This window comes from Pseudomonas sp. HY7a-MNA-CIBAN-0227 (assembly GCF_040310325.1).
In the GTDB taxonomy this organism is placed as follows: domain Bacteria; phylum Pseudomonadota; class Gammaproteobacteria; order Pseudomonadales; family Pseudomonadaceae; genus Aquipseudomonas.
In genome coordinates this window covers 128,640-140,338 of sequence record NZ_JBEOPT010000011.1, presented here as the reverse complement: position 1 = coordinate 140,338, position 11,699 = coordinate 128,640, and the positions used below count along the sequence as shown (strand labels likewise).

The window sequence follows — 11,699 nt, the reverse complement described above, 5'->3', positions numbered from 1 at the left end:
CTTTTATTGTTATCCGCCCCTACAAAAAAACTAAAGGCCAAATGCCTCATCCACCTTGGCCAGGTCGGTATCGCGCAGGTTGCCGGCGTAGTAATGCAATTTGGTCCAGGCCATCAGGTAGTCGTAGCGGGCCTGGGCCAGGTCGCGGCGGGTGCTGTAGAGCTGTTGCTCGGCATTGAGGGCATCGAGATTGACCCGCTCGCCGCCGAGGATGCTTTGCTTGGTCGAGACCACCAACGCCTCGGCCGATACCAGCGCCTTCTGGTAGGCGCGCAGCTTGCTCACCCCCGACAGGCAGGCGCTGAACTGGCGGCGCAGTTCGATCAGGGTTTCCCGGGTCTTGCCTTCCAGTTCGTACTCGGCCTGCTCCATGGCACGGCTGGCCTGGCGGGTGGACGCTGAAACGCCGCCACCGGCATACAGCGCCATGCTGATTTCGACGCCAATGGTGTTGGTGTCATAGCGCTGGTTGTAGGTGTTGCCGCTGTCGGATTCCTGCTGCCGGGAACTGGCATAGGCGGTGACGCGAGGTAAGTGCCCGGCGCGGTTGCGCTCCACTTCATAACGGGCCACTTCCAGGGATTGGCGCTGGGAGGCCAGGGTCGGGTTGTTGGTGATCGCCAGCTCATGCCAGGTGTCGTAATTGGCCGGGGCCAGGGTAAACGCGGCAAAGCCTTCGCTCAGCGGTGCAAGGTCGGTGATGTTGACGCTCTGCACGCCGGTCAGCGCGCCAAGCTCGCGCAGCGAAGCGTCTTGCTCATCGAGGGCCTCGATCTCTTCGGCGGTGGCCAGCTCGTAGCGCGATTCGGCCTCCAGAATGTCGGTGCGAGTGCCCTCGCCCTGCTTGAACAGGTGCTGGTTTTGCTCGAACTGTTGCTCAAACGCTTTCTTCTTCGCCCGGGCGATGTCGATCTGGTCCTGGGCAAACAGTGCCTGGGTGTAATAGCTGAGCACCCGCACCAGCAACGCCTGGCTCTTGTCGCGAAAGCTCTCATCGGCAAACAGCGCCTGGGCCACGCCCTTGCGGTAGTTGGCATAGGCTTCGTAGTCGAACAACGGTTGTTGCAGGGTGAAGGTGGAGCCGAAGCTGTTGTAGTTGCGGTCGTCGTGATAATTGCCGCCACGCCCATCGGGCAAGGTGGCCTGGGAATTATTGCGGCCCTTGTTGTAGTTGTAGGACAGCTTGGGCAACAGCCCGGCGCGGCCGATGGTGCGGTTTTCCAGGCCCGCGTCGCGCTCCTTGAGGGCGCCGAGGAATATTGGATCGTTGCGCAGCGCCTGTTCATAAACATCAAACGGCCCCATCGCCGCCTGGGCGCTGCTACACGCGAGCAAAAGGACGAGGCACACTGGTTTCATGCTCATTGCTCGGTCAACGCTGAGCCGGCGCGATCCAGCAGCGGCTTGAACAGGTAGTTGAGCAACGAGCGCTCACCGGTACGCACAAACATCTCGGCCGGCATGCCCGGCTTGATCACCAGGCCGTGGAGTTTTTCCAGGGCATCGTCGCTGACCGTGGTGCGCAGCACGTAATACGGCGCGCCGGTTTTTTCATCGAGCATTTGATCGGCGGAAATCAGGCTCACCTCCCCCGGCACTCGGGGCGTGCGACTCTGGTTGAAGGCGGTGAAGAGAATGTCCACCGGCAGGTGCGTGCCGACCTTGTCCACCAGATTGACCGGCAGGTGCCCTTCCACTTCCAGACGCGTGCCCTGGGGCACGATTTCCAGCAGGGTTTCACCGGCGCGCACCACCGCGCCTTCGGTGTGCACGCCAAGGTTGACCGCGATGCCATCGGCCGGGGCATTGATTTCGCTGTGCTGCAAGTCGAAACCGGCGGAGGTCAGCTGTTGCTCCAGGGTCAGGCTGCGCAGCTGTGCGTCGGCCAGTTGGCTGCGGACTTCCTTTTGGTATTCCTCGCTGTGCTGCTGCAATTTCAGGCGCGATTCAAGAATGCCTTGTTCAACGCGACCGCTTTCCCCGGTGTTCTGCGCCAGGTCCTGTTGCACCTGGGACAGTTGGCGCTGGTACTCCATCAGCCGGTTGCGCGGGATGTAGCCGTTGTCGGCCAAGGGTTGCAGGTTGCTCAGTTGGTCGCGCAGGGATTGCGCCTGGGCGCTCAGGTCGCTGCGCGCACGGCGCATGCCATTCAATTGCGCAGTGGCGCCTTCGATGTTGGCGCGAATGCCGGCCTGCTCACGGGCTAAGGCTTCGCGGCGGCTGCTGAACAGTTGGCGCTGACCTTCAAGCACCAGGGCCAGGGCCGGATCGGGACTGGCGCTCAGCTCGGCCGGGAAGGTGATGCCAGGCAGGCTGTCGCGCTCGCTCTGCCAACGGGCGACGCTGGCCCAGGCCATGCGGTACTGGGCTTGCAAGGAATGGACGTCGGCCTGGTTTTGCGTCTGGTCGAGGCGAAACAGCGGTTGGCCTTGTTTCACCACTTCGCCCTCGCGCACCAGTATCCGGCTGACCACACCGGGGCTGAGGGTTTGTACGGCCTTGCGTTTACCCGAGACCACCACCGTGCCCTGCACCGGAATGCCCTGATCCAGAGGCGCAAGGCTGGCCCAGAGAAAAAATCCGCCGGCGCCGACCACTGTCAACAGCCAGCCCATGCGGGAGAAGAACCCTGCGCCGCGTTCGGGGTGGGTCTGTTCGTAGTCGTGGTTGATTTGGGTGCTGTTGTCGATGCTCATGCGCCTGGATTCCCTGGCTTGATAAAAAACTACTGTAGGAGCGAACCTGCTCGCGAAAAACCTGTGGGCGCCGCGTTGAACCAGACTCCTCGCGTCATCGTTAACGACTATCGCGAGCAAGCTCGCTCCTACAGGTGACTTCGGCCTTTTCACGGGGTGGCTGGCCTGACAATGCCCTGAGCACTTCCTGGCTGGGGCCGAACGCTTGCAAGCGACCTTCGTTAAGCACCAGCAGCTTGTCGGCCTGGGCCAGGGCTGAGGAGCGATGGGTCACCAGGATCACGCTGCTGCCCTGGGCTTTCATCTGCATGATGGCGCTGGCCAGCGCCGCTTCACCGACGGTGTCGAGGTTGGAGTTGGGCTCGTCGAGAACGATCAATCGCGGCCCGCCGTACAGCGCGCGAGCCAGGGCCACCCGTTGTTTCTGGCCACCGGACAGGCCGCTACCGTCGTCGCCCAATACGGTGTCGTAGCCTTGGGGTAAACGCAGGATCAGTTCGTGTACGCCGGCTTGTTGAGCGGCCCGCACCACCAGATCGGGGTCGGCTTCACGAAAGCGCGCGATGTTGTCGGCGATGCTGCCGCTGAACAGCTCGATGTCCTGGGGCAGATAACCGATGTGCGGGCCGAGGTCGTCGCGGTCCCAGCGATGGATATCGGCACCGTCCAGGCGCACGGTACCGGCCAGGGTTGGCCACACCCCGACCAGCACTCGCGCCAGAGTGGATTTGCCGGAGCCGGAGGCGCCCAGCACGCCGAGCACTTCGCCGGCCGCCAGGCTGAAGTTGACTTGCTGCAAGGTCGCCACCCGCCGCCCCGGCGGCCCAGCGCTGACCTGTTCGAAACTCACCTGGCCCTTGGGCGCCGGCAGCGCCATGTGTTCAGCCTGCGGGGGGAACTCTCGCAGCAGGCCGTCCAGGCGCTGATAGGCCAGCTTGGCCGAGCTCCACTGCTTCCACACCGCAATCAACTGGTCGATGGGGCTCAGCACCCGGCCCATCAGGATGGTGCCGGCAATCATCATCCCCGGCGTCATATCGCCCTTGATCACCAGCAGCGCGCCCAAACCCAGCACCAACGATTGCAGGCACAGGCGCAAGGACTTGCTCAGGGAACTGATCACCGAACCGGTGTCGCTGGCCTTGTTCTGCAAGCCAAGAAACCGCGAATGCACCTGGAACCAACGCTTGCGCAGCGCGCTGAGCATGCCCATGGCCTGGATGGTTTCGGCGTTGTGCAGGTGACTGGTGGCCAGTTGGGTGGACTGCTGGGAGTAGCCGCTGGCCTCACTCAGTGGTTTTTTGGTCAGGTATTCGTTAAGGCACGCCAGGGCGATCAGTAACACCGCGCCGGCACTGGCCAGCACGCCGAGCCAGACGTTGAACAGGAAGATCACCAGCAGGTAGATCGGAAACCACGGAGCATCAAAAAAGGCGAACAGCGCCGGCCCCGTAATGAACTGGCGAATGTGGGTCAAATCCCCCAGGGATTGCCCGGCATGACCCTCGCCCCGCTGCAGGTTGCGCTCGAAGGCGGCCTTGTACACCTGCAAGTTGAAGCGCCGCTCCAACTGGCTGCCGATGCGGATCACGATAAAGCTGCGCACCACTTCCAGCACACCGATAAAGGCGAAGAAACCCACCACCATCAGCGTCAACATCACCAGGGTGGTTTCGTTCTGCGACGACAGGACACGGTCGTAGACTTGCAGCATGTAGATGGACGGCACCAACATCAGCACATTGATCAGTGCAGTGAAGCAGCCGACGCTGATCAGGATGCTTTTATAATCGCCAAGCGCTTTGAACAGTGGTGCAACGGGAGTGGTCTTCGCCATATTGCTTGATCTTCCCTGAGCTGAAATACGCACAATAGTTTGCCGGGCGCCCAACTAACGGACGGGCAAAATTTCAAAAACATGAACATCGTTAAAAGTGACAGGCGAGCGAATGTACTGGCGTTAAATCACAACGCTTTATCAACCCAGGTTATGGACTGATAGCTATAAGGATATAACCGATAACTTGCGCTATTAAGGTGCCCGTTTCAATACGAGTACGGTTCCTGACTTGGAACGGCCTTGATATTCGCCCTCTTTCTGGCGATTCAAATGGGTAATGCCTGTGCCCTCGGCATTCATCAGCCAAATGCCATCGGGTGTCGGCGACCAACTCCGCAGGTTATTCCCCAGCCATTGTTCGGCGCAGGCTACGTCACCGCCCAGGGCGCTGGCGCTTTCAATCAAGTCCAGCGCGCAAACCTGCTCCTGCTGGTGTAACTCCCAGTGGCCGGCCAACTGCGCGGTGGTGGGTAAAACAAGACTGCTTGCCATTGCGTTGGCTCCTGCCGACACGAGCATCGCCTGTATGAACCAGGCGACTGCATTGCGATATATGTTCATCACCATTACCCGTTTGCGGGGCTGTTGCAAGGAAAGAGCAGCGCCTGAGCGCCGCTCCCCTTTACACATGCATCCTTACGCCTGAATCAGGCCACGACGTCGCTGAACGCTGCCTGGCCTACGGTGGTGACGAGGAAATCCGCCACACCGTGCCCAGAAAAGTCCACGGCCAGCGTGCCCAGGTTGGTACCCGAGGTATAGCTGAGCACCGCGTCGCCGGCTGCACCAGTGAACGCGTTAACAAAGTGCAGGCCCGCGCCGTTGGTGATGCCGGTCAAGTCGATCTTGTCCGACCCCGAGGTGAAGTCGAGGATCTGATCGGCTGCGCCCGGCCTGGAATCAGAGCTGGCACCGAACACAAAGGTGTCCGAACCTGCGCCGCCCCACAGTTTGTCGGCACCTGCTCCGCCGTAGATCAGGTCGTTGCCGGCCCCACCCTTGAGGGTGTTGGCCGCTGCGTTGCCAATCAGCAGGTCATTGCCTGAACCGCCCAGGGCGTTTTCCACGGTCACGCCCTTGGCAATGGACACGTTACCCACCAGGCCGCCAACGTCGGAGAACGAGGTCTCATTGAGGTTGATTTTCTGGTTCTGGGTGAAGCCGGAGAAGTCCAGCGTGTCGTTGCCGCCACCGTCCCACACCGAGAACACCAGCTTGTCGGCATTCGAGGAAGCACTAAGGAAATCACGCCCAGTGTTGGAGTTGAAGCCGTAGGTGGTGTCGCTGGCGCGGGTATTGAAGTTGGCGCCGTAGAGCTTCTGGATCGCAGCGATGTCGTCGATCAGCGGGCCGGACGCGTAGGCTTCCACACCGCCTTTGCTGAAGTTCTGATTGGTGTTGCTCTCGCTCCAGTAACTCATGAGGCTGTAGCCGCGAGTGTCCTGGCCGTAGGTGGCATCGTTGTAGGTTGGGTTGCCACTCCCGGCGTTGTAGTCGCCAGGGTGGGCCAGGCCCAGGGTGTGGCCGATCTCGTGGGTCAGCGTCTGGCGGCCATAGTTGCTCAGGCCCGGAGTCTTGTTTGGCGTGTAGCTGTTGTTGATCAGGTACCACGACGTACCGTCATAACCGGTGCCGGTACCTGGCAGATAGGCAAAGGCTGCCGCGCCGTCCTGGCCGCCGCTGTAATTGCCGAAGGTCATATGCCCGTCGCCGCCGCTGGCCTTCTCGGTGAAATTGACGTTGGCCACGTCCGCCCAGGACTGCATGGCCAATACTGCCTGGCCTTTTTGCAGGGTGCTGAACTGGCTGAACCCGGAGATACCATGCTTGTTCATGGTGCTCGAAGAGGCCGAGGTGAGGAAGGTGTAGGTCAGGTCAATCTTGCTGTTACCGTCAAAATCCCGGTACGCAGCGCCATCTCGAAGCAGCTGGGTGGCTGCCTGGTCGACGGTGTAGGACGGTTTGCCATTGACCGTGAGATTGCCGCCGCGGTCATACAAATGGCTGAAGCTATCGATTTGCGTATAAGCAGTACTTGCTTGGGCCGCCGATACAATAGCCTTGTCTTTAACTTTCGACATAAACGTACTTCCTTGTTTGCAACTGGAACAGTTTTTGTCCGACAGGACCCTCTCTGGCGAGATTGTCCTATCACTCGCCTCTTATGAAGGCGAAAGAAAACTGACACAATTGGAAATCAGTCGTCCAGCACTTTTTTTGTGATAAAAGTGCAATGGGCGAATAACGCCTGCAAACAATGGGCAATATGTCTTAATATTTATTTTGATTGGCCTTGAGAGGCCAAGCCCGATATTTAAATATTAAATACTACTAAATCGTTATTTGTTGAGCAGCTCACACTTCTGACTATTTTGAATGGATCAACTATATTGCCTGGGGTGCACTAGCAAAGTGTCACCGTGTCATTGGCAACATTAAAGAGCCACTACCTTTAATAATATTGACAGTGCGTCCCCAATGACAGGGACGGCACAGAACCCTTTTTACCGAGCATGCCAGCCGGTAGTGCGCAACGCCTCAAGCAGCGTTTGCGCATCCAGCCCCGGCACCCGCACGCCATCCTCGGTGGTCATGTCTTCCCCGGCCAGCAGCGCATTGATGATCGCCTCTTCTACTGCCTCTGCCGCCGCGCTGAACAAGGGCGAAATATGATCGTTATTGACCATGGCCAACGGCGTACTCAACGGCAAATCCTTGCGCCCATAATCCGCCGACGGTAAATCCTGGTTGCCGGTAGCAAAGGCCAGGAACAGATCGCCACTGGAATCCTCGGTGCCACCCCCGGTGCGGGCGATGCCGATAGACGCTCGCTGTGCCAGGCGCTGGCACTGGTGCGGCAGCAACGGCGCATCGGTGGCCAGGATGACCACGATCGACCCCATTCCCGGTGTTCCACGGTCGGCAAACGGCGACGGGATCTCCAGCAAATACCGGCCAACCGGGTAGCCGTCGACGCGTAACTCCTGGCGTTTGCCATGGTTGGCCTGCACCAGCGCGCCAACAGTCCAGCCGCCCTGCTCCGTCGACAACTTGCGCGATGCCGTGCCGATCCCGCCCTTGAACTCATGACAAATCATCCCGGTGCCGCCACCTACCGCGCCCTCTTGCACCGGGCCCGGCTCGGCGTCGGCCAGGGCCTCGCGCACGTGCTGCGGGCCGATGTACTGGCCCCAGATATCGTTGAGCAGGCCGTCGTAGGTTTCCATCACCACCGGCATACACCAGTACACCGCAGGGTCCGCAAGTGTCTCTCGCTCCAGGGCAATCAGCGTGTCCCGCACAATGCCAATGCTATGGGTATTGGTGATCGCCAACGGCGTGGTCAGCAATCCTGACTCGCCAATCCACTCCAGCCCGGTGGCGTCACCATTGCCGTTGAGCACGTGGTAGCCGGCAAAGCATGGCTGTTGCCGGGCCGCCCCGGCTCGGGGCTGGATCACCGTGACGCCAGTGCGGACCTGTTTGCCGTTGACCTGGGTCTTGACAGTGCTGTGGCCAACCCGGACACCGGGAACGTCGGTAATGGCATTCAACTCGCCGGGCGTGCCCAACCCCAGCTTGATGCCCAATTGACGTGCGCGCATAACCACTCCTTACAGTTTCTGAAAAGCCGGACTCGACCGGCCACTGACACAATACAAAATCACCGACACCGCCAGCAGGCCGATGATGACCATGATGTCCCGACCCGATGCCTCAAGGATCAGGTTGAACAATAGATAACCGGCACCCAATAGCACCAGGATCGCCGGCACCGGCCACAGCGGCATGCGCTAAGGATGCTCGCGGATGACGAACACCGAACTGGCCGGGGTTACTGCGCAGACGGTAATGGCCACGACATCGAACACACTCAAGGTTGGTTTCAGTACGCCATCGGGCGCAGGGGAAGCACTCATATCGTTATCCTCGTGTTTATTCTTGTTATTGGAGAGCTGGTTTGAGGCAGAAACGAAAACGGGATGCCGACGCGGGATATATTTCCCACTGACTGCCTGGGAATGTAAAGGCTGTGCAGCAGACGGCCAATTCCCCTATTGGAGTACTCCCCCTTGACGGGGCCTGGCAAAAAGCCGAACCCTTGCGCGGTATTTCTATATAGAGCAGCGCACATGAGCCTATTCAGGGAAGTCGGCATGCACGCCGGCCTGGGCCGCACCCTTTCACGGATCGGCAGCGACAATTTCTGGAAACAGTTGGTGTTGTTGCTGCACCAGTGCGTGCCGTTCGATAACGCCCTGGCGATCTTCTACCCGCTGGAGGGCCCGCCCGAGGCGCTGGAGGAATACGACGCACAGCCCAGCAGCAAACCGGCGTCGATGCTGGTTTACCTCAATGGCCTGTACTTGCTCGACCCGTTTTTCCAGGCCTGCCGTGAGGGCTATGCCAGCGGTGTGTACCGTCTTGAGGAAGTAGCGCCCGATCATTTTCGCCAGAGCGAATACTTCCTCAATTACTTCCACGACAACGTGCTGGAGGATGAGGTGCAGTTCATTCTGCAGCTGCCGGGTACGGGAACATTGTCCCTGTCATTGGGGATGCAGCGGCTGTTTACTGGCGAAGAAACGGGCCTGATGACCACTCTGGCAGCCTGGGTTTTGCCGTTGATGCAGCAGCATTGGCAACAAAGCACCCAGCGGGCGCCAGCCTCCACAGCCATGGCCAGCCAGATTCGCGATGCGTTGAGCCATTTTGGCAGCGGCGTGCTCTCGGAGCGCGAACTGGAAATCGCCCGCCTGGTATTGCGCGGGTTCTCCTCCAAGGCCATGGCCGAACGCCTGAGCATCTCACCGGACACGGTCAAGGTTCATCGCCGGCACTTGTATGCCAAGCTCGATATCTCATCGCAGCCGGAGTTGTTTTCGTTGTTTATCCAGTCGTTGGGGCATGACCTGGAGAATCCGTAGGCGGCGCCCTGATCGTTCCCACTGCGTGGGAACGATCAACTGCCAATCAACTCCCGGTACGAATCTTGTTCCAGGTGCGCGTGCGTATCCGGTCGATGTTCAGCGGCATCGCTTGCAGCGCAAACAATTTGCCCGTCATCTCCTCGCTCGGATACACCTTGGTGTCACTCTTGATCGCCGGGTCCACCAGGCTGTCGGACGCCGCGTTGCCGTTGGCGTAATGCACGAAGTTGGTGATGTCGGCCATCACTTGCGAGCGCAGCAGGTAGTTCATGAACGCGTAGCCGGCCTTCTCGTCCGGGGCGTCGGCAGGCATGGCGACCATGTCGAACCAGATGGCGGCGCCTTCCTTGGGAATGTTGTAGCCAATGTTCACGCCGTTCTTGGCTTCCTTGGCACGGCTTTCGGCCTGCAGGACGTCGCCGGAGAAGCCGACCGCCACGCAGATGTCACCGTTGGCCAGGTCGCCTGGTGTATTTCGAGGAGTGGAAGTAGGCGATGTAGGGCCGCACTTTCATCAGCAGCGCTTCGGCTTTCTTATAGTCCTCGGGGTTCTTGCTGTGATGGGGCAAGCCCAGGTAGTTGAGGGCAATGGGCAGCAGTTCCGGACCGTTGTCCAGGATTGCCACCCCGCACTTGCTGAGTTTTTCCATGTACTCAGGCTTGAAAATCAGATCCCAGGAATTCACTGGTGCGTCGCCCCCCAGGATCGCCTTGACCTTGTCGATGCTGTAGCCAATGCCGGTGCTGCCCCACAGGTACGGGAAGCCGTACTCGTTGCCCGGATCGTTGGTTTGCAGGGCCTTGAGCAGCACCGGGTTGAGGTTCTTCCAGTTGGGCAACTGGCTCTTGTCGAGCTTCTTCAACGCCTTGCCCTGAATCTGACGGGCCATGAAGTGGTTGGACGGGAACACCACGTCGTAGCCGGAGTTACCGGTCATCAACTTGCCATCGAGGGTCTCTGGGTCTCATGGTTCGATTTCCTGGCAGTTATAGGGATGTTTTTATGGCAGGCGATCAAAGATCAAAGGGTTACAGAATCAGCACGTAGGTTTTGCTCATAGTCATACCTGTGGTGATTAAAACGGCTTAGTGCATAAACCCTTCCATGAACCCGGCGACGCTGCTGGCCAGCTTGCGCCGCCAGGGCGCGGTATTGGGGTTGGCCAAGGTCTGGTCTTCGTGGACAAAGCTGCGAATGATCGCGTTATAGCCCAGCCAGCGGCAGGGTTCGGGCACCCAGGCCTTGAGAGCATTGAGGCCGCCTTGTTTGAGAACCCAGGGCTGATGGACCAGCGGCGTGTCGTGGCCCAGGATCAGGTCCGCCAGGGTGCGGCCGCCGAGATTGCTGGCCCCTACCCCTTCACCGCCGTAACCGCCGGACAAGGCGATGCCGGTCTGCTGATCGCAGAGCATGTGCGGCTTGAAACGCCGCGACATGCCCAGGTTGCCGCCCCAGGCGTGGCTGATGCGCACCTTCTTGAGTTGGGGAAAGAGTTCGCCGAACAAGTAGCGGCGCAGTTCCACTTCATTGTCGGTAAGGTCGAAGTTGTGCCGCAACTTGCCGGCAAACTGATAACCGCCGCGGGCGCCGAATACCAGGCGGTTGTCGGCGGTGCGCTGGCCGTAGGTCACCTGGCGGCTGCTTTCGCCAAAGGCCTGGCCACGGTTCAGGCCAATTTCATCCCAGGTGCTGGCCGGTAGCGGTTCGGTCGCGACGATCAGGCTTTGCACGGGCAGTTGATAGCGGCCCAATGGCGCCAGCGTGGTGGCATAACCCTCAACCGCCGGCACTATCCAGGAGCCGCGAACCTGAGCCTTGTCGGTACGTAAGCTACCGGACTGCCAATGGGTCACCGGGCTGTTTTCGTAGATCTGGACTCCCATGTGCTCGACGACCCGCGCCAACCCCCGCACCAGTTTGGCCGGTTGAATGGTCGCGACATGGGGTGCATAGATGCCGCCGTAGGGCTTGGCGATGCGAATCTGCTCGGCCAGTTGCTCAGGGCTCAGCCAGCGATAGTCGTCGTCGGTGAGGCCTTGCGCATGGAGCTTGAGGTAATAGGCGGTCCACAGTCCGGTATAACCAGCGCCGATGATGGCCACGTCGACGTCCAGATCCTGTTCCAGGGACGGGCGTGCCACCAGCGGTTCTGCCAACTGGTCCATCCATAAACTGATATTGCGCCATGCCGGCATGCCGAACTCCACCACCAAACGTCGATGGCGTGATCC

The 11,699-nt window shown here is 60.0% G+C and carries 9 protein-coding genes and 2 pseudogenes; 1 reads left to right on the top strand and 10 read right to left on the bottom strand.

Annotated elements, in window-relative coordinates:
- Positions 1-30 precede the first annotated feature (30 nt).
- The 8 genes and pseudogenes from AAEZ06_RS19005 to AAEZ06_RS18970 all read right to left on the bottom strand — a co-directional run bounded on the left by AAEZ06_RS19005 (position 31) and on the right by AAEZ06_RS18970 (position 8,456).
- Complete coding sequence (locus tag AAEZ06_RS19005) at positions 31-1,359, bottom strand: TolC family outer membrane protein (protein ID WP_350615621.1); 1,329 nt, start codon at positions 1,357-1,359, stop codon at positions 31-33.
- Positions 1,360-1,361: 2 nt separating this feature from the next.
- The gene (locus tag AAEZ06_RS19000; protein ID WP_350615619.1) at positions 1,362-2,696 is read right to left on the bottom strand and encodes an HlyD family type I secretion periplasmic adaptor subunit; all 1,335 of its coding nucleotides are present in this window, start codon (positions 2,694-2,696) and stop codon (positions 1,362-1,364) included.
- Positions 2,697-2,796: 100 nt separating this feature from the next.
- Positions 2,797-4,533 carry a type I secretion system permease/ATPase gene (locus tag AAEZ06_RS18995; protein ID WP_350615617.1) on the bottom strand — a complete coding sequence of 579 codons (1,737 nt, stop codon included), beginning with the start codon at positions 4,531-4,533 and terminating at the stop codon, positions 2,797-2,799.
- A 195-nt stretch (positions 4,534-4,728) separates the two neighbouring features.
- Entirely contained in the window at positions 4,729-5,097 is a 369-nt protein-coding gene (locus AAEZ06_RS18990) for an AprI/Inh family metalloprotease inhibitor (RefSeq protein ID WP_350615682.1), read from the bottom strand.
- 86 nt (positions 5,098-5,183) lie between these two features.
- Positions 5,184-6,617 (bottom strand): serralysin family metalloprotease, encoded by a 1,434-nt coding sequence (locus tag AAEZ06_RS18985; protein ID WP_350615615.1) that lies wholly within the window; start codon positions 6,615-6,617, stop codon positions 5,184-5,186.
- Positions 6,618-7,040: 423 nt separating this feature from the next.
- Positions 7,041-8,141 (bottom strand): DmpA family aminopeptidase, encoded by a 1,101-nt coding sequence (locus AAEZ06_RS18980; protein WP_149414206.1) that lies wholly within the window; start codon positions 8,139-8,141, stop codon positions 7,041-7,043.
- Positions 8,142-8,150: 9 nt separating this feature from the next.
- Positions 8,151-8,345: pseudogene (locus AAEZ06_RS18975) on the bottom strand (APC family permease); the annotation flags it as partial.
- Positions 8,331-8,456 (bottom strand): hypothetical protein, encoded by a 126-nt coding sequence (locus AAEZ06_RS18970; RefSeq protein ID WP_256666336.1) that lies wholly within the window; start codon positions 8,454-8,456, stop codon positions 8,331-8,333. The pseudogene AAEZ06_RS18975 and the gene AAEZ06_RS18970, both read right to left, overlap by 15 nt.
- 213 nt (positions 8,457-8,669) lie before the next feature.
- Here AAEZ06_RS18970 and AAEZ06_RS18965 point away from each other — a divergent pair, with 213 nt between their 5' ends.
- The gene (locus AAEZ06_RS18965) at positions 8,670-9,464 is read left to right on the top strand and encodes a helix-turn-helix transcriptional regulator (protein WP_350615612.1); all 795 of its coding nucleotides are present in this window, start codon (positions 8,670-8,672) and stop codon (positions 9,462-9,464) included.
- 46 nt (positions 9,465-9,510) lie between these two features.
- Here AAEZ06_RS18965 and AAEZ06_RS18960 read toward each other — a convergent pair.
- Both AAEZ06_RS18960 and AAEZ06_RS18955 read right to left on the bottom strand, forming a co-directional pair.
- A pseudogene (locus AAEZ06_RS18960) lies at positions 9,511-10,426 on the bottom strand (polyamine ABC transporter substrate-binding protein); the annotation flags it as partial.
- Positions 10,427-10,553: 127 nt separating this feature from the next.
- Positions 10,554-11,663: an NAD(P)/FAD-dependent oxidoreductase gene (locus AAEZ06_RS18955; protein ID WP_350615610.1), complete on the bottom strand. Its 1,110-nt coding sequence runs from the start codon at positions 11,661-11,663 to the stop codon at positions 10,554-10,556.
- Between the last annotated feature and the right edge of the window lie 36 nt (positions 11,664-11,699).